This is a genomic window from Denitratisoma sp. DHT3 (assembly GCF_007833355.1).
Classification (GTDB): domain Bacteria; phylum Pseudomonadota; class Gammaproteobacteria; order Burkholderiales; family Rhodocyclaceae; genus Denitratisoma.
Window position 1 is genome coordinate 1818590 of sequence record NZ_CP020914.1, and the last position, 25308, is coordinate 1843897.

Consider the following 25308-nt stretch of genomic DNA (forward strand, 5'->3'; position numbering starts at 1 on the left):
GTCAGACCACCCGGTAGCGGGCCATTGCCTGGCCGACTTCGTCGGACAGGCTCTCCAGGCGGCGCGCGCCATCGGCCAACTGGTCGGCGGCGCAATGGTTCTGTTCCGCCGCCTGGGCGACGCCTTCCACGTTGCGGCCGATTTCCAGGCTGGCGGCGGACTGTTCCCGCAGCGCCGTCGAAATCTCATCCACGGCCGCCGACACCTGCTGCGCCAGGGTCTGGATGGTGCTCATCTGCTCGCCGGCGCCGAAGGCCAGCTGCCGGCCATGATGCACCTTGTCCACCACCGCCTGCATTTCCGAGACCGCCTGTTGGCTTTGCTGTTGCACCTGTTCGATCATCGTGGCGATGTCGGTCGTGGACTGGGTGGTGCGCTCCGCCAGTTTCCGCACCTCGTCGGCGACCACGGCAAAGCCGCGGCCCTGCTCACCGGCACGCGCCGCCTCGATCGCCGCGTTCAAGGCCAGCAGGTTGGTCTGGTCGGCCACTTCCTTGATCACCTGGACCACCTCGGAAATGCGATCGGTCTCGTTGCCCAGGGCCTGGATCACCTGCGCGGCCTGGGTCACCGTATCCACCACGACGCCCATGCCTTCGCCGGTATCGGCGATCACCTGGCGCCCCTCCTCGGAGACCTCGCTGGAACGACGGGTCACGACCTGGGCGCCGTCGGCGTTGTCCGAGACATGGGCGATGGACGCGGTGATCTGCTCCACGGCGGCGGCCATCTGGGCGGCGGAAGAGCTCTGGCCGGCCGCGCCCTCGACCATCTGGGCGGCGGCCACCGCCATGCTGCCGATTTCGTCGCGCATCCGCGCCATCCGATCCTGCACGTCCAGCAGCGACTCCTGGATTTTGCCCAGCAGGCCATTGAACGCCACCACCGCCTGCCCCACTTCGTCGCGGCTGCCGACCTTGGCGCGCTGGGTGAAGTCGTGGCTGCGCTCCACCTCGACGATCACCTTGCGCATCGCCTCCAGGGGACCGATCACCGAGCGCGAGACCAGCAAGCCGAGCACCACCACGATGCACACCGCCGCCAGACCGACGCCGATATTGACGATATTGGCGCGGGTCAGGCTGCCCTGTCCCTCCCTCATCGCCTTGTCGCCGAGCGCGATGTTGAGCTCGACCACCTTGTCCAGGGTCTCCTCCATCGCGCGGAAGGCCGGCAGCTGGGCATCGAACTTCTGCCGGAACTCGCCATACAGGGCATTGGCCTGGCCGCGGTCCTGACTGGCACCGATCTTCTCCAGCATCGCGGTCAGATCGGCATCGCTTTTCTTCCAGGTTTCCCACTGGTCCATGAAGGCCTTCCAGGTCTCCATTTCCTTCGCCGTCTTGGGCACGGCCTCATAGGTCTTGGCACCCATTTCAGCGCGGTCCAGCGCCTGCTGCTTCAGCATCAGAATCAACGTCACGGCCTCCTGGCCCTTGGCGGTGCCCAGTTCGTCGTGCCACATCCCCACTTCCATGGTCCGCCGCGAGATGTCGGTGCGCGCCTCGTTCAGGATGCCAAGCCCCTGCAGGGAGGGCATCCGGTTGCCGCCCACCTCGGTGAGCGCCGCCACCCCCGCACGGCCGGCAAACATGCCGGCCAGCGCCACCAGGACGAGACCGACGATGGCCGCCGCGATCATGGCCATCAGCTTTATCTTGATGCTCATTGTGTTGTGTTCCCGATTTTTCGTTGTCGTTAGGGATCGCTCCCGGCCGCCGTTGTCGGCGAACGCGTCCGACCCGATGCGGAGCGCGCGGCGGCGATTATAGGGTCGGGGGCCGGCAAGGGCGCTCCACCATCATGACGCCCGCCATTTCGGGTGATCTATTTGGCAGATCGAGGAAAATACCCGCATCCGGCTACGCAAGCGGGCAGAAAAAAACCGCCTCAGGGAGGCGGTTCTCGGCGGCGGACCGCGGCGAGGCCGCGGCTGCGAAGCGGTTTCCGCTCAGACGGACAGGGCGACCAGCACCTCGTCCAGCATCTTCTTGGCGTCGCCGAAGAGCATGCGGTTGTTGTCCTTGTAGAAGAGCGGGTTATCCACGCCCGCATAGCCCGAGGCCATGCTGCGCTTCATCACCACCGAGGTCTTGGCCTTCCACACTTCCAGCACCGGCATGCCGGCGATGGGGCTGCTGGGGTCTTCCTGGGCCGCCGGATTCACGATGTCGTTGGCGCCGATCACCATCGCCACGTCGGTCTCGGGGAAGTCCTCGTTGATCTCGTCCATCTCCAGCACGATGTCGTAGGGCACCTTGGCCTCGGCCAGCAGCACGTTCATGTGGCCGGGCATGCGGCCGGCCACCGGGTGGATGCCGAAGCGCACATTGACGCCCTTTTCGCGCAGATGCCGAGTGATCTCGAAGACCGTGTGCTGCGCCTGCGCCACCGCCATGCCGTAGCCGGGAACGATGATGACGTTCCTGGCCTCGCGCAACAGCTCGGCGGTCTCGGTCGCGGAAACCGCCACCACCTCGCCGGCCGGCTGCGCGCCGCCGCCGCTGGCCGCGGGGGCGCCGCCACCGGTACCGAAGCCGCCGGCGATCACGCTGATGAAATTGCGGTTCATCGCGCGGCACATGATGTAGGACAGGATCGCGCCGGAGGAGCCCACCAGCGCGCCGGTGACGATCAGCAGGTCGTTCGACAGCATGAAGCCGGTGGCCGCGGCCGCCCAGCCCGAATAGCTGTTCAGCATCGACACCACCACCGGCATGTCGGCGCCGCCGATCGCCATCACCATGTGGATGCCGAACAGGAGCGCGATCACCGTCATCACGATCAGCGGCGTCATGCCGGCGTCGATCGATTCGGCATGGAGGAACTCGCGCCCGTACCAGATCACCACCAGCAGGCCGGTCAGGTTAAGCCAGTGGCGCGCCGGCAGCAGCAGGGGCTTGCCGCCGATCTTGCCGGACAGCTTGCCGAAGGCGATGATCGAACCGGAGAAAGTCACCGCGCCGATCAGGATGCCGATGTAGATCTCGACTTCGTGGATCGCCTTCTCGGCGCCGACGAACTGGATCGACGTGTCGATGTAGCTGGCGAAGCCCACCAGGCAGGCGGCCAGGCCCACCAGGCTGTGCATCAGGGCCACCAGTTCCGGCATCTGGGTCATCTGCACCACGCGCGCGGCGTAGAGGCCGATGCCGCCGCCCACCACCATGGCGCCGACGATCCAGGGGATGCCGGCCGCGCTGACGCGGGGGCCGAGGACCGTGGCGAGCACCGCGATGGTCATGCCGATGATGCCGTAGAGGTTGCCGCGGCGGGAGGTTTCAGGATTGGACAGCCCGCCCAGGCTGAGAATGAAAAGAATGGTCGCGCCGATGTAGGCGACGGTCGTCAAGCTTTCGGACATTGCTCGTCTTTCCTCTTATTTGCGGAACATCGCCAGCATGCGGCGGGTCACGGCGAAACCGCCGAACATGTTGATGGTGGTGAGCGCGATGCCGAACACCGCCAGCCAGCGGATCCAGTCGTCGGGCCGGCCCTCCGCGCCGCCCAGGAGCGGCGGCGCCACCTGAACCAGTGCACCGATCGCGATGATGCTGGAGATCGCGTTGGTGACGCTCATCAGCGGCGTGTGCAGGGAAGGCGTGACGTTCCAGATCACCATGTAGCCGATGAAGCAGGCCAGCACGAAGACCGTGAAGTGGGACAGGAAGGTGGCCGGCGCGTAGGCGCCGATCAGCCAGAACAGGGCTGCCGCGACGCCGAACATGATGGCCAGGGTGGAGCCCGCCATCAGCTCGCCGGCGCCATGGCCGTGGCCCTTCTTGGCTGGCGCCGGCGCCACTGCCGCCGCCGGCTTGGCCGCGGCGGGGGCGGCGGGAAGCTTGGGCGGTAGAGGCGGCCAGGTGATGCCGCCTTCCTTGACCACCGTCAGGCCGCGGATGGCGTCGTCGTCCATATTGACGTCGATGACGCCGTCTTTGGTCTTGCACAGTTCCTCGGCCAGCCGGAACAGGTTGGTGGCGTAGAGCGTGCTGGCCTGCTTCGACAGACGGCTGGGCAGATCGGTGTAGCCGACGATGGTCACGCCGTGCTTCACCACCGCCTGGCCGGGCTCGGTCAGTTCGCAGTTGCCGCCCTGCTCGGCCGCCATGTCGACGATGACGCTGCCGGGCTTCATGCTCTGCACCATCTCGGCGGTGATCAGCCGGGGCGCGGGCTTGCCGGGGATCAGCGCGGTGGTGATGATGATGTCCACTTCCCTGGCCTGCTTGGCGTACATCTCGCGCTGGGCCTGCTGGAAGCCCTCGGACATCACCTTGGCGTAACCGCCGCCGCCGGAGCCTTCCTCCTCGTAATCGACCTTGACGAATTCGCCGCCCAGCGACACGACCTGGTCGGCCACCTCGGCGCGGGTGTCGTTGGCGCGCACGATCGCGCCCAGGCCGGCGGCGGTGCCGATCGCGGCCAGGCCGGCGACGCCGGCGCCGGCGATGAAGACCTTGGCCGGCGGCACCTTGCCGGCGGCGGTGATCTGGCCGTTGAAGAAACGGCCGAAGGCGTTGGCGGCCTCGATCACGGCGCGATAGCCGGCAACGCCGGCCTGCGAGGTCAGGGCATCCATCTTCTGCGCGCGACTCAGCGTGCGCGGCAGCGAGTCGATGGCCAGCGCGGTGGCCTTCTTCGCGGCCAACTGCTGCATCAGTTCGGGATTCTGGGCCGGCCAGACGAAACTCACCAGCGTGCCGCCCTCGCGCATCAGCCCAACTTCATCGGGACTCGGTCCGCGCACCTTGAAGACGATGTCGGACCGGGTCCAGAGCTCGGCGGCGCCCGGCACGACCTCGGCTCCGGCCGCCCGATAGGCGTCGTCGTCGCAATTCGCGGCGGCGCCGGCACCGGACTCCACAAGCACCGAGAACCCCAGCTTGATCAGTTTTTCAACCACCTCGGGAACGGTCGCGACGCGCCGCTCCCCCGGAAATATCTCTTTCGGGATACCAATTGACTGGGACATTGTTTTCACTTTTAACGATGACGTGTTGAGGACATAATTGGCGCTGAATTGCGCTGGAAAGCGCCCGTTTGCCAAGCAAATCCGGAATCATACCCAAAGTTACCGACTTTTCCGATACGACCCCACCACCGAGGCAAACCCCATGACCAAGAGGAAACCACGGTCCGCCAAAACGGGCCTGCCGCCCGGTGCACTGATTCATGTCGGCGAACGCAAGACCGACCAGCCCTACGTCACCCTGGTCGAATACGGGCCGGAGCAACTGGTCGAGATCCGTTTCGACTCGGTGGCGGCATCGCGCGACCATACCCCGACGCAGCCGGTGCTCTGGCTCAACGTCTACGGCCTGCACGAACCCGCGGTGCTGGCCGAGATCGGGCGCCGCTTCAATCTGCACCCCCTGGTGCTGGAGGACATCCTCAACACCGAGCAGCGCCCCAAGATCGACGACTATGGCGACTATCTCTACCTCGTCGCCCGCTTCTTCACCTATGACAGCCAGTGCCTCGGCGTCGGCTCCGAACAGGTGAGCCTGATCATCGGCCGCGGCTTCGTGCTCAGTTTCCAGGAACGGCCCACCGGCAACTTCGACCCGGTGCGCGAACACCTGCGGCAGAGCGGCAGCCAGATCCGCAAGCTGGGCGCCGATTACCTGGCCTACGCCCTGCTCGACGTCATGGTGGACCGGTATTTCACCGTGCTGGAACAGATCGCCGACCGCACCGAAAGCCTGGAAGACCAGTTGATGCACCATCCCGGCGCCCATATGCTGCAGACCCTGCATCAACTGAAACGGGAGACCCTGACCCTGCGCCGGACGGTGTGGCCCCTGCGGGAAGTGGTGAACCAGCTGATCCGGGCCGGCGAGCCCTTTTTCCAGCCCGCCACCCAACCCTACCTGCGCGACATCTACGACCACACGGTGCATGTGATCGAATCCCTGGAGGCGATCCGCGACCTGCTCGCCGGGATGCTCGACCTCTATCTGTCGAGCGTCAGCAACCGGCTCAATCAGGAGGTGCGGGCGCTCACCGTGGTGGCCGTCATCTTCATGCCGGCCACGCTGATCTCGGGCATCTTCGGGATGAACTTCCACATCATGCCGCTGCTGGACAATCCGGCGGGCTTTCTCCTCGCCCTGGGCATGATGGTCATGATCGCCGCCGTCCTGGGCGTGGCGTTCTGGCGGCGGCGCTGGCTGGAATGACGGCGCGCGCCGCGCCGGGAATCTACATCGCGGCGCGCTGCCGCCCCACCCGCGGCGGCGCCTTGCGCTCCGTCTCCGCCTCCCGGACCCGCACGATGGCCAGGGCGCAATTGTCGCCACGGCCGGCGGCGCGCTCCCGCGCCCCGTCGATCAGCGCCTCGGCCGCCTGGCGCGGCGGCAGGGTATGCAGTACCCGCCCCAGCTCCTCGCTCGTGAAGCAGGCCCAGATGCCGTCGGAACAGAGCAGGAAACAATCGCCGCTCGTCAGGGGGGCCGCCTCGCCGAAATCGATCTCCGGCATCGCCTCGTCGCCGAGGCAGGCCGTCAGCAGGTTCTTGTTGGGGTGCTTTTCCGCCTGCTCCTCGGTCAGGTAACCCGGCAGCACCATTTTGCGCATCACCATCGAGTGGTCCACAGTACGGGAGATCAGTTCGCCGTTGCGGAAATGGTAGATCCGCGAGTCGCCGCAATGGGCCCAATCCATCCGCCCCGGCTGCATCACCAGCACACAGGCCGTGCTGTGGGGCTCCTGCTCGCTGGTCAAGGCCGTCAGGCGAATGCCCTGGTGCGCGTCGTTGATGGCGGCGACCAGCATCTCGCGCGGGTCGCCGCCCGGGCCGAAACGCTCGTAGCTGTTGCGCGCGGAGTGGATCACCTGCTCCGCCGCCAGCGCCCCGCCGGAGAGGCCGCCCATGCCGTCGGCCAGCACGGCCAGCAGCGAGCCCTTGTACTCCCGGTGCGGGAGGATCGCGACCCGATCCTGCTGTTCCTCGCGATCGCCGATATGCTGTGCGGAACAGACGTCGACGGTCAGCGGCATGTCAGGGGATCGGCCGTTGGCCGGACGCGAATACCCGCTTGGCGGCGGTCACGATGGTGAACACCTGGTCCGGGGAAAGCGCAGGAAAGCGTTCGTGCATGGCGCGCAGCGCCAGATGCTCATGGCCGTGGCCCGCCCAGTTGTTGGCCGGATCGAAAAAAGGCTCCAGGAGATCGTAGGCATCGACAAAAATCTGCCGCACTTGCGGGTCGCTCCGGCGCTCCCGGCGCCCCTCCTGGCTGGACTCTTCAGTCATGGTCATTCCCGGTGGAAGGTCGTTCGACGCGATCCTCATCCCTCTCCCGAGACGAAGCGTTCGCTGATCTGATCGAAGAAATCCGACAGGTCGTCGGTGGCGATGCACAACTCCCCCAGCACCTCGTCGGCCAGATCGGTCCAGTGGGGATCGGAAAGGCGATTCAGCCGGAAGAAAAAGTGTACCGCCAGTTGCAGGATCGCCGCCAGGCTGCGCGTCGTCCCCTGTTCGACCGGCGGCAGTTCCCGGTGATAATGAATCGCCGCGGCGATGAAGTCCGGCAGCTTCCAGTGCCGCGCCACCAGATAGCCGATGCTGCCGTGGTCCACATTGAAGCGGGTGTCCTCCTCGGCCAGGCTGGGCCAGCAATTCACCGTTCCGAGCTGGATGCTCTTGCAATACTCGGGAAAGCGCTGCATCAGCACCGGCACGCCACATTCGTAGAAAATGCCGGCCAGATAGGCCTGGTCGGGAAACACATTGCACACGGTGATCCGGTCATCGGCGATCAACGCCGCCAGGCGCGCGATTTCCCGGGATCGGCTCCAGAAGGACTCGAAGGCGCGGCGATTGCTTTCGGGGACCGACGCCGACAGGGCAATGGCCCGCACCAGATTGAGGCACTGCTTGATGCCGATCACCATCAACACCTGGTCCAGCTTGTCCAGATCCCGGCCGCGCGGATTGAACAGGGGGGAGCGGGCGGCCTTGAACAGCATGGCGGTGAGCCCGGGGTCCTGGGAAATGATCCGGGCCAGTTCGCGCACATCCGGATCCCCCTTGCCCAATCGAGTCTCGAGCTCGACCAGCACCCGAGGCTGGGGCGGAAGCTTTATTCCACGCTCGACCAATTCCTGCAGGGTTTTTTCTTCTTTGAGCATAACCATCCTCTTCCCGACCCATTGCCTTCCGGGACCACCGACTCAAGGGGCGAATCGATCTAGCCATCTGATTGCCCCCGGAACACGCCCCGTCCAGGGCGTAATTATCACTCAACGCGGGAATCCCGCCAGGCGGCGATTTTCCTGATCAAGGAAAGCGTCGGCAGCGCGCCCAAACCTCCCTCGTGTTGCTGCGCCAGGCGGGCGAGACGATGCACGTCCGGCGCCAGCGCCTCCGGATCGAGCATCTCCTGCAGGCCCAGGAGGCCGCCACATTGGACCTTGAGCGCCGTCGCCCTGGGCAAGGCGCAGGGGCGCCCCGGCCGCAACCCGAGGGCAAAAGCCGCCTGGTTGCGCAGCAACCCATGCAGACCGGCGCAGGCGGCCCGCGCCAGCGGGGACGGACACGCGAGAGGAGCATCCGCCGGCGGGGTGGTCGCCAGTTCACAAACGGCCACCCGCCCGAGCAGGGCCAGGGGAAACACACAAGGCAGGCGGTTTGCCTCGCGGTCGCGCGGCAGGGAACGGGAACTCATGGCTACCCATGATAGCCAAATCCGGTCCGCTTTCCGGGAGCCGCGAAATCAATAGTCAACACCTATTGGACTGCTAAATCAATTCAATTGGATTAATCAGGGTACCTCGCTTAACATTCACTTCGTAGTATTCATTTCAACAACCCAGGAAGGAAACCCGCCATGAACACCTCTTTGATCAATACCGAGATTCTTCCCTTCAAGGCCACCGCCTACCACAACGGCAAGTTCGTCGAAGTCACCGAGGCGACCCTGAAGAGCAAGTGGTCGGTGGTCTTCTTCTACCCCGCCGACTTCACCTTCGTCTGCCCGACGGAGCTGGGCGACCTGGCCGACAACTACGCCGAATTCCAGAAGCTGGGAGTCGAGATTTACGGCGTATCCACCGACACCCATTTCACCCACAAGGCGTGGCACGACACCTCCGAGACCATCGGCAAGATCCAGTTCCCGATGATCGGCGACCCCACCGGCACCCTCACCCGCAACTTCGGCGTGATGATCGAGGCCGCGGGCCTGGCCGAGCGCGGCACCTTCGTCGCCGATCCGAGCGGCAAGATCCAGATCATCGAGGTCAACGCCGGTGGCGTCGGCCGCAACGCGGAAGAGTTGCTGCGCAAGATCAAGGCCGCCCAGTACGTCGCCGCCCACCCCGGTGAAGTCTGCCCGGCCAAGTGGAAGGAAGGCGAAGCCACCCTTGCCCCCTCGTTGGATCTGGTCGGCAAGATCTGACGCTTCCACGGTCGCCGGCAAAAGCCGGCGACCGGTCCCCAAGCACCCACAGCATCCGCAGGAGAAGACCATGCTCGACGCCGCACTCAAGACCCAGCTCAAGACCTACCTCGAACGCCTGCAGCAACCCATCGAACTCGTCGCCTCGCTCGACGACGGCCCCAAGTCCGCCGAGGTCCGGGAACTGCTGCGCGAGATCGGCGAGCTGTCGGCGTTGATCACCGTCCGCGAGGACGGCGCCGACGCGCGCCGTCCCTCCTTCTCCGTCGGTCCCGCGCACAACGGCGGCAAGCCCGCCCGCATCCGCTTCGCCGGCATGCCGCTGGGCCACGAATTCACCTCCCTGGTGCTGGCGCTGCTGCAAAGCGGCGGCCATCCGCCCAAGGTCGATGCCGCGACCATCGAGCAGATCCAGTCCATTCCGGGGAACCACCGCTTCGAGACCTACATCTCGCTCTCCTGCCACAACTGCCCGGACGTGGTGCAGGCGCTGAACCTGATGGCCGTGCTCAACCCCGGCATCGAAAACGTGATGATCGACGGCGCGCTGTTCCAGGAAGAAGTGGAGACGCGCCGGATCATGGCGGTGCCCGCCGTGCTGTTGAACGGCGAGGACTTCGGCCAGGGCCGCATGACGCTGGAGGAGATCGTGGCCAAGCTGGTCGCCATGACCGACAGCGGCGCCGCCGAGCGCGCCGCCGAACGGATCGACGCCAAGGAAGCCTTCGACGTGCTGGTGGTCGGCGGCGGTCCCGCCGGCGCGGCGGCCGCGATTTACGCGGCGCGCAAGGGCATCCGCACCGGCCTCGTGGCCGAACGCTTCGGCGGCCAGGTGCTGGATACCCTGGCCATCGAGAACCTGATTTCCGTGCCCCATACCGAGGGTCCCAAACTGGCGGCGGCGCTGGAACAGCACGTCAAGGAATACGAGGTCGACATCATGAACCTGCAGCGCGCGGCGGCGCTGATTCCGGCCGAGGCCGACGGCCTGCACCGGGTGCGCCTCGACAGCGGCGCGACGCTCCAGGCCAGAAGCGTGGTCCTCGCCACCGGCGCGCGCTGGCGCGAAATGGACGTTCCCGGCGAACAGCAATACAAGGCCCGCGGCGTGTGCTTCTGCCCCCACTGCGACGGCCCCTTGTTCCGCGGCAAGCGCGTCGCGGTGATCGGCGGCGGCAACTCGGGCGTCGAGGCGGCGATCGACCTGGCCGGCGTCGTCAGCCACGTCACGCTGCTCGAATTCGACACCCGGCTGCGCGCCGATGCCGTGTTGCAGGCCAAGCTCACCAGCCTGCCCAACGTCAGCGTCATCACCAACGCGCAGACCACCGAAGTCACCGGCGACGGCGAAAAGGTGAACGGCATCGTCTATAAAGACCGCAGCGGCGGCGACAGCCACCGTATCGAGCTCGAAGGCATCTTCGTCCAGATCGGCTTGCTGCCCAACACCCACTGGCTGCAAGGCACGCTCGCGCTCTCGCCGCGCGGCGAGATCGAAGTGGATGCCCGCGGCCAGACTTCGGTGCCCGGCGTCTTCGCCGCCGGCGACGCGACGACCTCGCCCTACAAACAGATCATCATCGCCATGGGCGACGGCGCCAAGGCCAGTCTCGGCGCCTTCGACCACCTGATTCGCAGTTCAGTGCCGGCCTCGGCCGTCAATAGCGCAGTACCCGCTTAACGCTCATGGAAAGGAGATTTCCGCGCCGGTCCATGAAATACGCAAAGGGCAGGAAGGCCCTCCCCCTCCCAACCTCCCCCTCTCCGGGGGAGGTGACGGTATCGGCTCGCTGCGCTCGTATGTTTGATCTGCTGTTTCAATTTGCTGTTTCACGCTAAACCAGGAAAAGGAGATTCACCATGAGCGACAAGCAGAAACTCACCACCGCCGCCGGCTGCCCGGTGGTCGACAACCAGAACACCATGACCGCCGGGCCGCGCGGCCCGGCACTGCTGCAGGACGTCTGGCTGCTGGAGAAGCTCGCCCACTTCGACCGCGAAGTGATTCCCGAGCGCCGCATGCACGCCAAGGGTTCGGGCGCCTACGGCACTTTCACCGTGACCCATGACATCACGAAATACACGCGGGCCAAGATCTTCTCCCAGATCGGCAAGAAGACCGAGCTGTTCGCCCGCTTCACCACCGTCGCCGGCGAGCGCGGCGCGGCCGACGCCGAGCGCGACATCCGTGGCTTCGCGGTCAAGTTCTACACCGAGGAAGGCAACTGGGATCTGGTCGGCAACAACACGCCGGTATTCTTCCTGCGCGACCCGCTCAAGTTCCCGGACCTCAACCACGCGGTCAAGCGCGACCCGCGCACCAACATGCGCAGCGCGCGCAACAACTGGGACTTCTGGACCTCGCTGCCCGAGGCCCTGCACCAGATCACCATCGTCATGTCCGACCGCGGCATCCCGGCCAGCTACCGCACCATGCACGGTTTCGGCTCGCACACCTTCAGCTTCATCAACGCGCAGAACGAGCGCTTCTGGGTCAAGTTCCACCTCAAGAGCCAGCAGGGCATCAAGAACCTGAGCGACGCCGAGGCCGAGTCGATCGTCGGCAAGGACCGTGAAAGCCACCAGCGCGACCTGTATGAAGCCGTCGAGCGCGGCGACTTCCCGAAGTGGACGCTCAAGGTGCAGATCATGCCGGAGAAGGACGCCTCCAAGGTGCCCTACCATCCCTTCGATCTCACCAAGGTCTGGCCGCACAAGGACTACCCGCTGATCGACGTCGGCGTCATGGAGTTGAACCGCAACCCGGAGAACTTCTTCGCCGAAGTGGAACAATCGGCCTTCAACCCGGCGGCCGTGGTGCCCGGCATCGGCTTCTCGCCCGACAAGATGCTGCAGGCGCGGCTGTTCTCCTACGGCGACGCCCAGCGTTACCGGCTCGGCGTGAACCATCACCAGATTCCGGTGAACGCGCCGCGCTGCCCCGTGCATAGCTACCACCGCGACGGCCAGATGCGCACCGACGGCAACCACGGCGGCACGCTCGGCTACGAGCCCAACAGCTACGGCGAATGGCGCGAGCAGCCCGACTACCGCGAGCCGCCGCTGTCCGTGGAAGGCGCGGCCGACCATTGGAACCATCGCGCGGACGACGATTACTATTCCCAGCCCCGCGCGCTGTTCCGCCTGATGACTCCGGCGCAGCAACAGACCCTGTTCGACAATACGGCACGGGGCATGGGTGATGCGCCGGAAGAGATCAAGCGCCGTCACATCGCCAACTGCACGAAGTGCGATCCGGCCTATGGCGAAGGGGTCGCCAAGGCCCTGGGCATGTCCGCGTCCTGATCGTCGCACCGCCGGGACGATGCGCCTCCCCAGGCCGCGTCCCGGCGGTGTCCCATCAATATCCGCTCAATCCCCGGCGGGGACGGATCGTACCGACGCCGCCGGGAATTCCGGCAACCAAGACTTCCTTGCCCAACCATTCCCTGCTAGGCTTGGCGCCATGAATTCCGAACTCGTCGAAGCGTCCCGTCTGCCCGTCGCGGGCTGGTCCCGGGTATTTCAAGAGCATGCCCGCAGCCACGGGCTGGCGACTTTGGGATTGGGTGTCGGTCTTGTCGCCGTTCTGGCGCTGCTGATCCAGAGCGTGGTTCAGATTCTGGCCGGGGAGGTGACGACCGGAACCCGTTATGCGCTGCTGGGCGGCGGAGCGGGTTTCGCCACCACGGCCCTTGGCGCCCTGCCCGCCCTGATGCTGCGCAGCCTGCCGCAACGCCTGGAGGACAGCCTGCTCGGCCTCGCCGCGGGCATGATGCTCGCCGCCAGTGCCTTTTCCCTGCTGCTGCCGGGCCTGGAAGCGGGCGCCGCCCTGCTGGGCGGCAAGCCCCTGGGCGCCGCCGTGGTGGTGGCGGGCATGGCCCTCGGCGTGCTGCTGATGCTGGGCCTGGATGAATTCACGCCCCACGAGCATGTCGAGACCGGGCCTTGCGGAGCGGGCCACGAGCGTTGCAGCCGGGCATGGCTGTTCGTCTGCGCCATCGCCCTGCACAACCTGCCCGAAGGCATGGCCATCGGCGTCGCCTTTTCCCGGAGCGACATGACGGTGGGCCTGCCCCTGACGACGGCCATCGCCCTGCAGGACATTCCCGAAGGCCTGGCAGTGGCCCTGGCGATGCGCGGGGCCGGCTTCACCGCGCCCTTCGCCGTCCTGGTGGCGGCCCTGAGCGGCCTGCTCGAACCGCTGGGCGCCTTGCTCGGCGTCGGCCTCTCCAGCGGCCTGGCCCTGGCCTACCCAATCGGCCTCGGGCTGGCCGCGGGCGCGATGATTTTCGTCGTGTCCCACGAGGTCATTCCTGAAACCCACCGCAACGGCCACCAGACGCCGGCGACGCTCGGCCTCATGGGCGGGTTCGCCCTGATGATGGTTCTGGACACCACCCTGGGCTGAATCCATCGGTCCGGTTTTTCAACAACGCGACAAGGAGCAATCGATCATGAGCACCAAGAAGACCAAGACCCCGACCATCGACATCGGCATGAGCAGCGGCGATCGGGAGAAGATCGCGCGCGGCCTGTCCGCGCTGCTCGCGGACAGCTACACGCTGTATCTGATGACCCACAATTTCCACTGGAACGTCACCGGCCCGCAATTCAACAGCCTGCACCTGATGTTCATGGGCCAATACACCGAGCAATGGAACGCGCTCGACCTGATCGCCGAGCGCATCCGCGCGCTGGGCCATCCCGCGCCCGGCACCTACAAGGAGTTCGTCAAGCTGGCCTCGATCAAGGAAGTGGAAGGCGTGCCCAAGGCCACCGACATGATCCGCCACCTGGTCGCCGCCCAGGAGGCCACCGCGCGCACCGCGCGCAAGCTGTTCCCGCTGGTGGACAGCGCCAACGATCAGCCGACCGCGGACCTCCTGACCCAGCGCCTGGAGGTGCATGAAAAGACCGCCTGGATGCTGCGCAGCCTGCTCGAAGACTGAATCCGGCACCCCTCCGATCCGATTCTCCCCCGGTCCGGCCGGGGGATTTTTTTGCAACCGGCGCCCATCCCGCAGGGCGCACAGGACGATGGAACACCATGGGACACCGACTCTCGAAAATCTACACCCGCACCGGCGATGCCGGCACCACCGGACTCGGCGACGGTTCGCGCACGGCCAAGGACTCGGCGCGCATCACGGCCATGGGCGAGGTGGACGAACTCAACTCCCTGATCGGCGTCGCGCTGTGCGAGGCCATGGCCGACGACGTGCGGGAACTGCTGCTCGGCATCCAGCACGACCTGTTCGACCTGGGCGGGGAGCTCTGCGTGCCGGGCGCCAGCTTTGTGGCCGCGACCCAGCCGGGGCGGCTGGAGCAGGCGGTGGATCGCTACAACGGCGAATTGTCGCCGCTGAAGGAGTTCATCCTGCCCGGCGGCACCCGCGCCGCGGCCCAACTGCACCTGGCGCGCACCGTCTGCCGCCGCGCCGAGCGCAGCCTGGTGACCCTGGCGGCGGCGGAAACGGTGTCCGACACCGCGCGCCAGTACCTGAACCGGCTCTCCGACCTGCTGTTCGTCCTCGCCCGCTGGCTCAACAAGAGCGCCGGCGGCGGCGACGTGCTGTGGCAGAAAGGCAAGAACGCTTGACCCGGCCAAGCCGGAACCCAACCGGGGAGACTTCGCTGCAGGGCGACACCGCTGGGCCGGAAAAGCGCAAGAAGGCCCTCCCCCTCCCGGCCTCCCCCCTCTGGGGGAGGTGACAATGTCGGCTCGCTGCGCTCGAACATTGGACTTGCCGTTTCAATGGACTATTTCACGGCAAACATCTTCCCCAGCATCTCATCTCCGGAACGCTACAGCCGCCCGGTCAGCACCGCCAGCACCGTCGCCAGCCAGGCCAGCACCGCCAGGATCAGGTGCGGGTCGGTCAGGACTTCCCGGGCCACGTCGCCGCCGCCCTGGCGCCGATGCAGCAGGAACAGGTAGCGCAGCATGCCGTAGAGCACGAAGGGCACGGTCAGCATCAAGCGACTGCTGCCGTGCAGGGCGACGGTTTCGGCACTGACCGTGTAGAGACTGTAGGTGACCACCGTGCACGCCGCGGCGATGGTGATGAACTGATCCAGCAGGGCTTCGGAATAATCCTCCAGCACCCGCCGGTGGCCGCCCGAGGCCGCGGCCAGCGCCGCCAGTTCGGCGCGGCGCTTGGCGAAGCCGAGGAACAGGGTCAGCATCAGGCCGCACAGCAGCAGCCACAGGGAGGGCGCGATGTCCAGGCCCAGGGTGCCCGCCAGCAGGCGCAGCATGAAGCCGGCGGCGATCAGGAACACGTCGAGCACCACCACGTGCTTCAGGCCCAGGCTGTAGCCGACGTTCAGCACCAGATAGGCGACGAACACCCAGGGTGCCCGCCCCGCCACGCTGAAGGCCAGGGCCAGGCCGCCCGCGAGGCACACCATCAGCAGCAGCACGGCGGCGGGAACGCCGACCGTGCCGGCCGCCAGCGGGCGGCGCCGCTTCCTGGGGTGCTGCCGGTCCTGTTCGCGGTCGCGCAGGTCGTTGAAGACATAGACCGAGGACGACAGCAGGCAGAAGGCCAGGAAGGCCCACAGACCCTGCTGCAGGCGCGCGGCGTCGTGCCAGGCGTGGCCGAACAGCAGCCCGACCAGCACGAAGCCGTTCTTGATCCACTGATGCGGACGCAGCAGCGCAAACAGCGGGGCGAGCGGCGGAAACCTCAGCGCGGACATGGCTGCCCCGGCCAGTAGCGGTCGCAGAAATAGCAGGCGGTGGTCGGCAGCCACGCCGGGACACGGTAATACTTGTCGCGCACCGTGGCCAGCACCGTGTCGCGGTAGCGCGGGTAGTCGAAGCCGCGCCCCATGATCTGGTGGAAGGTGACGCCGTGCAGCGTGAAGGTCGCCGTGCGCAGTTCGCGGAAATACGGCTCGTAGGCGCCGGGCGGCGGCGCGCTCTTCCTCAGGATCAGGATGTTGCGCCCGTCCAGGGCGCTGAAGTCGGTCAGGATGTCGTCATGGCGCGCATGGCTGGATGCCTCGCCGAACACCAGGAAATAGCGCCGCGCGTTGTAGCCCAGGGTCACCGCGTCGGCGTAGCCGTCGCTGGCGAAGGCGTACTCCGCCGCGTAGGGCTTCAGCCGCGCGGCGATCTGCGGCGCCTCGAACGCCAGCACCACGCTGTCGTACCACTTGGTGCCCTGCCAGCGCTCCAGCGAGGTCAGGCCGACGGCGCCCAGCAGGACGACGTGCAGCGCGGCGAAGCCCAGGAAGAAGGCGCGCAGCCGCGCCAGCGCCCGCTCATCCAGGGCAAGGGCGGCCAGCACGAAAACAAACGGCAGGAAGGACAGCATCCAGTGCAGGCCGACGGTCTTTTTCAGCGACAGCAGGCCGAACAGCAGCAGGGGCACGCCGGCCAGCAGCGCCACGCTGGTCAACTCCGGTCGGCGCCGCAGTTTCCCAAGTCGCCAGACGAGGGGCGGCGTCAACAGATAGATCAGCGTGACCGCGTAGAGCAGCGGCGTCTGCCAGGAGAACGCCGACTTGCCGTGCCGATTGACGAAATTGAACATGTAGTTGGGCCAGCAGTGCCCCATGTTCCACCAGGCCATCAATCCCAGCGCCGGCAGGCAGCAGGCATAGACGATGGCCAGGCCGGCGAGGCTTCTGCGATCCGGACGGCGCAGCGCATCGACCAGGTAGGCGAAGCCCAGGAAGGCGACGAAATACTTGGACAGCACCGCCAGCGCCAGCGCCAGGCCGCTGGCCAGATACCAGCCGAGATGGCCGTCGCGCCGCGCCCGCAGCCAGGCCAGCCCCGAGAGCACCGAACCGTAGGCCAGCGGCGTGTCGGTGGTGATCAGCACGTTCCAGACGCTGGTCGGCGCCAGCAGCACCAGCAGCGCCGCGCTCCAGCGCCGCCATTCCTCGGCGCCGGACCAGATGCGCGGTACGAACCAGGCGACGGCGCCGGCCAGCAGCATGGGCTGTACCACCGAGGTCAGGCGCAGCCAGGCCGCGCCGTCACCCAGTGCCAACTGGGCCGCCAGCCACCAGCCGATCATCGGCGGGTGGTCGTAGAAGCCCCAGTCGGGAATCTTGCCCCACCAGATGAAATAGGCTTCGTCGCCGGTGATGGGCAAGGCCCCGGCCAGCCAGAGCCGGAACGCGAGCAGCGGCGCCAGCAGGTACAAGAAAAGACGGCGCGTGGAACACGCGCCGTCGATTTCGTTACGCAGCAGAGGGCTGCCGCCCAGGGCCATGCCTACTTGTCTTCCAGCGCCAGGCGCCGCTTGCGCACCGCCTCGGCGAGGAGGTCCAGGGCGGCCACGCTGTCCTCCCAGCCGATGCAGGCGTCGGTGATGCTCTGACCGTGCTCCAGGGGCTTGCCGGGCATCAGGTCCTGGCGGCCTTCCCTGAGGTGGGACTCGATCATCACGCCGAAGATGCGATCATCGCCGGCGGCCATCTGTCCGGCCACGTCGCGCGCCACGTCCATCTGGCGCTGGAACTGCTTGTTGCTGTTGGCGTGGGAAAAATCGATCATCACCTTGGCGGCGAGCCCCGACTTGCCCAGTTCCTGGCAGGCGGCCTCGACGCTGGCGGCGTCGTAGTTGGCGTTCTTGCCGCCGCGCAGGATCACGTGGCAGTCCTCGTTGCCGGCGGTGGAGACGATGGCCGAATGGCCGGCCTTGGTCACCGAGAGGAAATGGTGGGGGCTGGCGGCGGCCTTGATCGCGTCCACCGCGATGCGCAGGTTGCCGTCGGTGCCGTTCTTGAAGCCCACCGGGCAGGAAAGGCCGGAGGCCAGTTCGCGGTGGATCTGGGATTCGGTGGTGCGGGCGCCGATCGCGCCCCAGGCGATCAGGTCCGCGGTGTATTGCGGCGTGATCACGTCGAGGAACTCGGTGGCGGCCGGCAGGCCCAGTTCGTTGATTTCCCACAGCAGCTTGCGGGCCAGGCGCAGGCCGTCGTTGATCTTGAAGCTGTTGTCCAGGTACGGATCGTTGATCAGCCCCTTCCAGCCCACAGTGGTGCGCGGCTTCTCGAAATACACCCGCATCACCACCTCCAGGTCGGCGGAAAGCCGGTCGCGCTCGACCTTGAGGCGGCGGGCGTATTCCAGCGCCGCCTGCGGATCGTGGATCGAGCAGGGGCCGATGATCACCAGCAGCCGGTCGTCGGCGCCGTGGAGCGCCCGATGGATCGCCTGGCGCCCCGCATAGGTGGTGGCGGCGGCCTGTTCGGTTTCCGGAAACTCCCGCAGCACATGGGCGGGAGGAGAGAGTTCCTTGATTTCCTTGATGCGGACGTCGTCGATGGAGTATTTCATGGCGAATTAACGTGAGACAAGCCGGCTGCAAAGCGTGCAATTCTACCCGACGCCGGCCCGGCGGCGCTCCACCGCGCCGTCAGGCATCGAAGCGCGGCGGGCGTTTTTCGAGAAAGGCCTGGGTGGCTTCGCGGAAATCGGGGCCGCGCAGCAGTCGTTCCTCCACTTCGCACTCGCGCCGGACCACGGCCGCGCCATCCGTTTCGCACAGATTGTCCCAGACCAACTGTTTGCAGGCCCGCAGCGCCGAGGGCGGATGCGCGGCGATCTCTCCGGCCAGCGCCAGGGCGGCATCCAGCAACTGCGCATGGGGCACCACCTCGGTGACCAGGCCGATGCGTTCGGCCTCCCGCGCCTCGATGCGGCGCGCGGTCAGTTGCAGGCGCAGGGCGTGGGACAGGCCGACGATCTGCGCCAGCAGCCGGCTGCTGCCCAGATCCGGCGCCAGGCCCATGCGCACGTGGCGCTCCTGGAATTGCGCCTGGTCGGAGGCGATGCGGATGTCGCAGGACAGGATCATGGTCAGCCCGCCGCCGACCGCCAGGCCGTTGACGGCCACCACGACGGGTTTGGAGGTCTGCATGGTGCGCATCCAGCGCAACTGGTTGCTGCCGTCCGGCGCCTTCGCCTTGGCATCGGCTGGCGCGCTCTCCCAGTCCGCGACATCCAGGCCCGCGCAAAAAGCGCGGCCCGCGCCCGTGAGGACGATGGCCCCGATGCCGGGATCGGCATTGAAGTCGTCGAAGGCCGCGTACAGCTCGTCGATCAGTTGCAAGGTGAGGGCATTGAGCCGCTCCGGGCGATTCAGCGTGATGACGCCGACCCGGCCGCGCCGCTCGACGATGATCTGCTCATGGACCATGGTTCTTCTCCTCGTCGGATCCGGTCGCGCCGCCTCAGCCGGCCGACAGCGCCCGGACGATGCGCACGTAGTCGCTGCCGGAGAGGGTTTCGGCGCGCGCGGTGGGCGCGATGCCCAGCGCCGCCAGGGACTCCTCGTCGATCAGTTCGCGCAGGGTGTTGCGCAGCATCTTGCGGCGCTGGGAAAAGGCGGCGGTGACCACTTTGGCCAGCAGTTCCCCATCGCAGGGCTCCAGCTCCGCGGCGCTCTTGGGAACCAGGCGCACGATCGCCGAATCGACCTTGGGCGGCGGCGTGAACGCGCCGGGCGGCACGATGAACAGCCGCTCCAGGTGGAAACGGTATTGCAGCATCACCGACAGCCGCCCGTACTCGGCGCCGCCGGGCGCGGCCACCATGCGGTCCACCACTTCCTTTTGCAGCATGAAGTGCATGTCCCGCACCTGGTCGGCGAAGTCCGCCAGATGGAACAGCAAGGGCGTGGAGATGTTGTAGGGCAGGTTGCCGACCACGCGCAGCTTTTCCTGTGATTCGCGCACCAGCGTGCCGAAATCGAAGGCCAGCGCGTCGCCCTCGTGGATGGTGAGCTTTTCCGGCGCAAAGCGCTGCTTCAGCCCGGCGATCAGGTCGCGGTCGATTTCCACCACGTGCAGATGGTCCAGGGCTTCCAGCAGGGGCTCGGTCAGCGCCGCCAGGCCCGGGCCGATCTCCACCATCCGGTCCTGCGGGCGCGGCGCGATGGCAGCGACGATCTTGCGGATCACACCGGGCGAATTGAGGAAATTCTGGCCGAAGCGCTTGCGGGGAATATGAGACTTCATTGTTTCCTGTATATCTACAATCTCAAGAAAACACGAAACACCACAAATGCGGTATCAGACAGGAAGCGGAGGTCCATTTTCAAGCCCCTGAAGAGTGAGGCAATTGTATCCAAAAGAGAAACAATCCCTAGGGTTGCCGCGCGACGATTCCGGCGGCCATGGTCACCGCCGCGAACAGGCTGCCGGCGTCGGCCTGGCCGGTGCCCGCCAGGTCCAGGGCGGTGCCGTGGTCCACCGAGGTGCGCAGCACCGGCAGGCCCAGGGTGATGTTGACGCCGTCCTCGAAGGCCACGTATTTCAGCACCGCCAGGCCCTGGTCGTGGTACATCGCGACCTGGGCGTGGGAGCCCGCCAGCACGCGCCGGGTGAACAGCGTGTCGGCCGGCAGCGGCCCCGCCAGGTCGAGGCCCTCGGCGCGCAGCGCCTCGATCACCGGCGCGATGACGTCGATCTCCTCCCGCCCCATGTGGCCGCCCTCGCCGGCATGGGGATTGAGCCCGGCGACCAGGATGCGCGGCCGGGCAATGCCGAACTTGCCGCGCAGGTCGGCATCGACGATGCGCAGGGTGGCGGTCAGTTCCGCGCGGGTGATCGCGGCGGGCACCTCCTTCAGCGGCAGGTGGGTGGTGGCCAGGGCCACGTTGAGGCCGCCGCCGGAGAGCATCATCACCACCCGGGGCGTGCCGGTCTTCTCCGCCAGGTATTCGGTATGGCCGGTGAAGGGAATGCCGGCATCGTTGATCACGCCCTTATGCACCGGCGCGGTGACCATCGCGGCGAACTCGCCCGACTGGCAGCCGGCCAGCGCGCGGTCCAGCAGTTCCAGCACGTAGGGCGCATTGGCCGGATCGACGCGCCCGGCCCGCGCCGGCACGCGCAGGGGGATGTGGACGATCTCCAGCCCGGCGGCGGAGCGCCCCAGTTGCCGCGCCCGTTCCTCGATCAGGTTCCGGTCGCCCAGCACCACCACCCGCACCGGCAGCGACGCTGCGCCGTCGGCCAGCGCCAGGCAGACGTCCGGGCCGATGCCCGCCGGCTCGCCGCTGGTGACGGCGATCACCGGCCGGCCGGCGTGGCTCACTTGTCCTCCAGGCGATACTCGACGTAGGCGCGGTCGCGCAGTTGCCGCACCCAGTCCTGGTAGGCTTCCTCGGCCTTGCGCTCGCGCAGCGCCTGACGCGCCAGCAGGCGCTTGCGCTCCTCCGAGCCTTCGTCGGTGCGCCGTTCGAGGACCTGGATCAGATGCCAGCCGAAGGGCGACTGCACCAGGTCGCTGACCTGGTTGAGGGGCAGGGCGTCCATCGCCCGCTCGAACTCGGGCACGGTGTCGCCCTGGTTGAGCCAGCCCAGGTCGCCCCCCTTGGCGGCGGACAGATCGTTGGAGTAGAGCCGAGCCAGTTCGGCGAAATCGCCGCCGTGGTCGAGGCGTTCCTTCACCGTCTCCAGCTTGCGCTTGGCCTCGGCCTCGGACACCAGTTCATTCACCTTGATCAGGATGTGCCGCGCATGGGTCTGCCGGATCGCCGGCAGGGACTGCAATCCGCCCTGGCGGTTGATCAGCTTGATGATGTGGAAACCCGCCGGACTGCGCAGCACGGTGCTGATCTCCCCCGGCTGCATCTTCTGCAGGGCCTCGGCATACAGGGCCGGCAGGCGGTCCAGGCTGCGCTGCCCCACCTGGCCGCCGCTCAGCGCGTCGGGAGCGTCGGAGACGGCCGCCGCCACCTTGGCGAAGTCATCCCCCTGGTTGAGCTGCATCCGCGCCTGCTCGGCCTTGGTGCGCAGGCGCAGCAGCTGTTCCGGGCTGGCCTGTTCCGGCACCCGGATCACGATGTGCGCCAGGTCCACCACGACCCCGGCCTCGCCGGCATTCGCCGCGTTGGCCAGGTAGTTGTCCACCTCGCCGTCGGAGACGGTGACCCGGCTATCCACCTCCCGATCGCGCAGCCGGGAGAGCATGATCTCCTGGCGGATTTCCTCGCGGAAGGCGGACCAGCTGACGCCGTCCTTTTCCAGGGCGGCCTTGAAATCGGGCACCGTCATTTTGTTGCCCTCGGCGACGCGGCGCAGGGTGGCCTCCAGTTCCGGATCGGAAACGTCCATGCCGCCCTCGCGCGCCATCTGCATCTGCACCCGATCGACGATCATCCGCTCCAGCAGTTGCCGCTCCAGCACCTCCGCCGGCGGCATCTCCGTATTGCGGGCCTTCAGCTGGCGCTCCACCGTCGTCAGGCGGGCGCGCAATTCCGATGCGGTGATGACCTCGTCGTTGACCACCGCCACCATGCGGTCCACTTCGAGCGTGCGGGGCGGAACGGGCGGTTTGGTCTGGGCCGGGGCGGCGAAGGCGATCAACAGAAGCGACAGCGGCAGCACACGTTTCATGGGGCGTCTCAGCTGAAAATGGAACAAGGGTCAAAAAAGATGGCGCAGAGGGCGTCAGCCGTCACTCGGCGCCGAACACGGGGTCGGCCGCCGGCTGCACCCAGCGCCCGTAACCGGGGACATTGCGCTTGAGCATGTCCAGGGGGTTGGAGCCGAGGCGGGAGAAACCGTTCAGTTCCAGTTGCACGAAGAAGGCGGTCGAGGCGCGGCCCACCGCGGTGGCCAGCCGATGCACGATGAAACGCGTGCTCCAGCAGCCGGAGTTGTATTCCATCCCGGCGATGCTCTCGATGACGCGCTTTTCCTTCACCGAATAGTTGTAGCGGCCCACCGCCGACCAGCCGGCGCGCACCGGCCATTGGCCGGAGACATCGATCTGGCTCAGCAGCTCGCGGGTATAGCGGTAGCCGGCGTTGATCAGCTTGGTCATCTCGGGCTGATAGCGGCCGGAGAAGTTGAAGCGTTCGACCTGCTTGTCGCGGGGGTTGTACTGCAAGGCGCTGTCGAGCATGTAATGTTCGCCCAGATTGGCGGTCAGGCCCGCCAGATAGTCCGCCATGCGGTTGGTGCGCGGCGCCTGGCCGGGCAGGGTCGCGTTCTGATCGGAGAAGTAGTAGCGCTGCCCCAGCGCCACCCGCACCAGTTCGTTGCCCGAGGCCGGATCGATCAGCCGGCTGGTGACGGCGGCGGTGAGCTGATTGGCGTCCGCCAGGCGATCGCCGCCGGAATAGACGTTCTCGGAAAAGATCTGGGCGAAATTGAAGTCCGACAGGCCCGTGTCGAACAGCGGGATCTGACTCTGGTCGCGATACGGCACCCGCAGGTAGTAGAGCCGGGGCTCCAGGGTGTTGAGCAGGTCGCGGCCGAGCAGCCGCACGTCGCGCTCGAAGGTGACGCCGCTATCCACGCTGAAGATCGGCACGTTGCGCGAAATGGAGGTATCGAACCCCGGCGTCTGCCGCTCCAGCTCGTAGCGGGTCGCGTGCAGCCCGATCTTGGGCGTGATGTAGAACGCCGCGGTCTGCAAGGGCAGCGAGAACTGGGGATAGAGGGTGACGCGGCGCCCCTCGGGCTGGGCCAGGTCGGGATGGCTGAACTTGACGAACTCGCCGTTCATGTTCAGCGCCACGCCCGCCGGCAGGTCGGGACGCGACACATTCAGCGTCAGTTGCGGCAGCCGGTCGTAGGGTATCCCCACCGGCGGCTGCGAGGGGTCCTGCAGCACCTGGTAGCGCTGGGCCATCAACTGGGTCGACCACCAGCCGCCGTTGTAGAACAGACGCCCCTCGCGCAGCAGGTTGGTCTGGGCGATGTTGGTCAGGCGCGTGGACAGATCCCTGAAGTAGGTGTCGTCCGAGACCCGGTTCAGGTTCAGGCTGCCGCCGAAGCCGCGGCCGAAATCCTGCTGATGCAGCATCGCGAAGGCGCTGCGGTCGCCGCCGAACACCCTGTCCGTCGGCAGGTATTCGCCGGAGACCTCGCCGCGATAGCGCTGCCCCAGATAGCGGAACTGCCCGGTCGCCTGGAGGCCGCGCTTGGTCAGCAGGCGCGGGGCGATGGTGGCGTCCATGTCGGGGGCGATGTTCCAGTAGTAGGGTACCGTCGCCTCCATGCCGCTCTGGCTGGTGCCGCCGATGGTGGGCACCAGGAAGCCGGACTTGCGCTGGTTGTTGAGGGAGAAGGACAGCGAGGGGGCGTACAGGATGGGCACGCCCTTGAACACCACCGACATCTCGTCGCCCTCGCCCTCCTCCTTCTGGTAGTCCAGCGCCAGGGTCTTGGATTTGGCATACCAGTCCGGCTGATCGGCCAGCGGGTCCGCGCGGCAGGTGCTGTAGGTGACGTCGCTGAAGCGATAGCGGTCCTCGCCCTCGAAATCGAGCCGGGACGCCTTGCCACGGCCGTTGATCGCCTCGCGCGGCGGTTCGCCCGGCTTGTGCTGCGGCTGGCGATTGATCGTATAGGTGGGGGACTCGAAATAGCCGACGCTCTTGTCCACCTGCATCTTCAGATGGGGGCCGGTCATTTCGTCCTTGTCGCGCAACAGCCGGACATTGCCGGTCGCATCGACCTCGTCCTCCGCCTCCCGGTAGACCAGATGGTCGGCCGTCAGGGTGTTGTTCTGCTTCCTCAGCACCACCGCGCCGTCGGCCACAGTCTGCACCTCGCTCTTGCCCTCGATGCGGTCCGCCTCGACATGGACCACGCCGGGGGCGGGCGGCGGCGCGGGCCGGGCAGCGGCGGCCGGCTGAGCGGTCGGCCGGGTGGATTCGATGACCCTGGTGGGCATCGGCGGCGGCTGGACCGGCGTCACCGTGGCCGCGGGCGATGACGCGGGCGCCGGCACCGTGGGGACCGGGGGCGTCGCGCGGACCGGCGCGCTGCCGAGCAGCGCGGGATCGATCCGCAGGGGGGGCAGGCTTTCGCCCCCATGAGCGCCGCCCGCCAAGGCAAGCGCGATGGAAAGACCAAGTTTTCGGCGCGGGAAACGAGACATGCCGTCGCTGTGAATCCGCAGGCGCCGCCGCGC

At 66.9% G+C, this 25308-nt stretch carries 22 protein-coding genes; 7 read left to right on the forward strand and 15 right to left on the reverse strand.

Annotation, left to right across the window (positions count from 1 at the left end; genetic code table 11):
* Position 1 precedes the first annotated feature (1 nt).
* From B9N43_RS08380 to B9N43_RS08390, 3 genes are all read right to left on the reverse strand, one after another.
* A complete protein-coding gene (locus B9N43_RS08380; RefSeq protein ID WP_145841816.1) occupies positions 2–1669 on the reverse strand; it encodes a methyl-accepting chemotaxis protein in 1668 nt (555 codons plus the stop codon).
* A gap of 282 nt (positions 1670–1951) precedes the next feature.
* Positions 1952–3364, reverse strand: coding sequence for a Re/Si-specific NAD(P)(+) transhydrogenase subunit beta (pntB, locus tag B9N43_RS08385; protein WP_145841817.1), 1413 nt, complete (start codon positions 3362–3364; stop codon positions 1952–1954).
* Positions 3365–3379: 15 nt separating this feature from the next.
* The gene (locus B9N43_RS08390; RefSeq protein WP_145841818.1) at positions 3380–4975 is read right to left on the reverse strand and encodes a Re/Si-specific NAD(P)(+) transhydrogenase subunit alpha; all 1596 of its coding nucleotides are present in this window, start codon (positions 4973–4975) and stop codon (positions 3380–3382) included.
* 142 nt (positions 4976–5117) lie between these two features.
* Between B9N43_RS08390 and corA the strand changes: the two genes are divergently transcribed.
* The gene (corA, locus tag B9N43_RS08395; protein ID WP_145841819.1) at positions 5118–6182 is read left to right on the forward strand and encodes a magnesium/cobalt transporter CorA; all 1065 of its coding nucleotides are present in this window, start codon (positions 5118–5120) and stop codon (positions 6180–6182) included.
* Positions 6183–6204: 22 nt separating this feature from the next.
* Here the strand turns inward: corA and B9N43_RS08400 are convergent, their stop codons facing one another.
* From B9N43_RS08400 to B9N43_RS08415, 4 genes are all read right to left on the reverse strand, one after another.
* Positions 6205–7002 (reverse strand): PP2C family protein-serine/threonine phosphatase, encoded by a 798-nt coding sequence (locus tag B9N43_RS08400; protein ID WP_145841820.1) that lies wholly within the window; start codon positions 7000–7002, stop codon positions 6205–6207.
* Between the two features lies 1 nt (position 7003).
* Positions 7004–7258 carry a hypothetical protein gene (locus tag B9N43_RS08405; protein WP_145841821.1) on the reverse strand — a complete coding sequence of 85 codons (255 nt, stop codon included), beginning with the start codon at positions 7256–7258 and terminating at the stop codon, positions 7004–7006.
* 35 nt (positions 7259–7293) lie between these two features.
* A complete protein-coding gene (locus B9N43_RS08410) occupies positions 7294–8139 on the reverse strand; it encodes an HDOD domain-containing protein (RefSeq protein ID WP_261379425.1) in 846 nt (281 codons plus the stop codon).
* Positions 8140–8246: 107 nt separating this feature from the next.
* Positions 8247–8675, reverse strand: a complete 429-nt coding sequence (locus tag B9N43_RS08415; protein WP_145841823.1) for a hypothetical protein — start codon at positions 8673–8675, stop codon at positions 8247–8249.
* A 162-nt stretch (positions 8676–8837) separates the two neighbouring features.
* Here B9N43_RS08415 and ahpC point away from each other — a divergent pair, with 162 nt between their 5' ends.
* From ahpC to B9N43_RS08445, 6 genes are all read left to right on the forward strand, one after another.
* Entirely contained in the window at positions 8838–9407 is a 570-nt protein-coding gene (gene ahpC / locus B9N43_RS08420; protein ID WP_145841824.1) for an alkyl hydroperoxide reductase subunit C, read from the forward strand.
* 70 nt (positions 9408–9477) lie between these two features.
* On the forward strand, positions 9478–11088 hold the full coding sequence (gene ahpF, locus B9N43_RS08425) for an alkyl hydroperoxide reductase subunit F (protein ID WP_145841825.1): 1611 nt from the start codon (positions 9478–9480) through the stop codon (positions 11086–11088).
* Between the two features lie 179 nt (positions 11089–11267).
* Complete coding sequence (locus B9N43_RS08430; protein ID WP_145841826.1) at positions 11268–12713, forward strand: catalase; 1446 nt, start codon at positions 11268–11270, stop codon at positions 12711–12713.
* A 160-nt stretch (positions 12714–12873) separates the two neighbouring features.
* On the forward strand, positions 12874–13818 hold the full coding sequence (locus B9N43_RS08435; protein WP_145841827.1) for a ZIP family metal transporter: 945 nt from the start codon (positions 12874–12876) through the stop codon (positions 13816–13818).
* Between the two features lie 46 nt (positions 13819–13864).
* A complete protein-coding gene (locus B9N43_RS08440; protein WP_145841828.1) occupies positions 13865–14359 on the forward strand; it encodes a Dps family protein in 495 nt (164 codons plus the stop codon).
* 98 nt (positions 14360–14457) lie between these two features.
* Positions 14458–15009, forward strand: a complete 552-nt coding sequence (locus B9N43_RS08445; RefSeq protein ID WP_145841829.1) for a cob(I)yrinic acid a,c-diamide adenosyltransferase — start codon at positions 14458–14460, stop codon at positions 15007–15009.
* A gap of 206 nt (positions 15010–15215) precedes the next feature.
* On the opposite strand, the gene B9N43_RS08450 is transcribed toward B9N43_RS08445, so the two are convergent.
* From B9N43_RS08450 to B9N43_RS08485, 8 genes are all read right to left on the reverse strand, one after another.
* Complete coding sequence (locus B9N43_RS08450) at positions 15216–16112, reverse strand: decaprenyl-phosphate phosphoribosyltransferase (RefSeq protein WP_145841830.1); 897 nt, start codon at positions 16110–16112, stop codon at positions 15216–15218.
* Entirely contained in the window at positions 16100–17641 is a 1542-nt protein-coding gene (locus B9N43_RS08455; protein WP_145841831.1) for an ArnT family glycosyltransferase, read from the reverse strand. The genes B9N43_RS08450 and B9N43_RS08455 overlap by 13 nt, the downstream gene beginning before the upstream one ends.
* A 2-nt stretch (positions 17642–17643) precedes the next feature.
* Positions 17644–18711 carry a 3-deoxy-7-phosphoheptulonate synthase AroG gene (gene aroG / locus B9N43_RS08460; protein ID WP_145841832.1) on the reverse strand — a complete coding sequence of 356 codons (1068 nt, stop codon included), beginning with the start codon at positions 18709–18711 and terminating at the stop codon, positions 17644–17646.
* Positions 18712–18790: 79 nt separating this feature from the next.
* Positions 18791–19573 carry an enoyl-CoA hydratase/isomerase family protein gene (locus tag B9N43_RS08465; RefSeq protein ID WP_145841833.1) on the reverse strand — a complete coding sequence of 261 codons (783 nt, stop codon included), beginning with the start codon at positions 19571–19573 and terminating at the stop codon, positions 18791–18793.
* A gap of 34 nt (positions 19574–19607) precedes the next feature.
* On the reverse strand, positions 19608–20393 hold the full coding sequence (rsmA, locus tag B9N43_RS08470) for a 16S rRNA (adenine(1518)-N(6)/adenine(1519)-N(6))-dimethyltransferase RsmA (RefSeq protein ID WP_145841834.1): 786 nt from the start codon (positions 20391–20393) through the stop codon (positions 19608–19610).
* A gap of 127 nt (positions 20394–20520) precedes the next feature.
* Positions 20521–21474, reverse strand: coding sequence for a 4-hydroxythreonine-4-phosphate dehydrogenase PdxA (pdxA, locus tag B9N43_RS08475; protein WP_145841835.1), 954 nt, complete (start codon positions 21472–21474; stop codon positions 20521–20523).
* Positions 21471–22778 carry a peptidylprolyl isomerase gene (locus tag B9N43_RS08480; protein ID WP_145841836.1) on the reverse strand — a complete coding sequence of 436 codons (1308 nt, stop codon included), beginning with the start codon at positions 22776–22778 and terminating at the stop codon, positions 21471–21473. Before B9N43_RS08480 ends, pdxA begins: the two co-directional genes overlap by 4 nt.
* A gap of 61 nt (positions 22779–22839) precedes the next feature.
* Positions 22840–25275 (reverse strand): LPS-assembly protein LptD, encoded by a 2436-nt coding sequence (locus B9N43_RS08485; protein WP_145841837.1) that lies wholly within the window; start codon positions 25273–25275, stop codon positions 22840–22842.
* Positions 25276–25308: the final 33 nt, after the last annotated feature.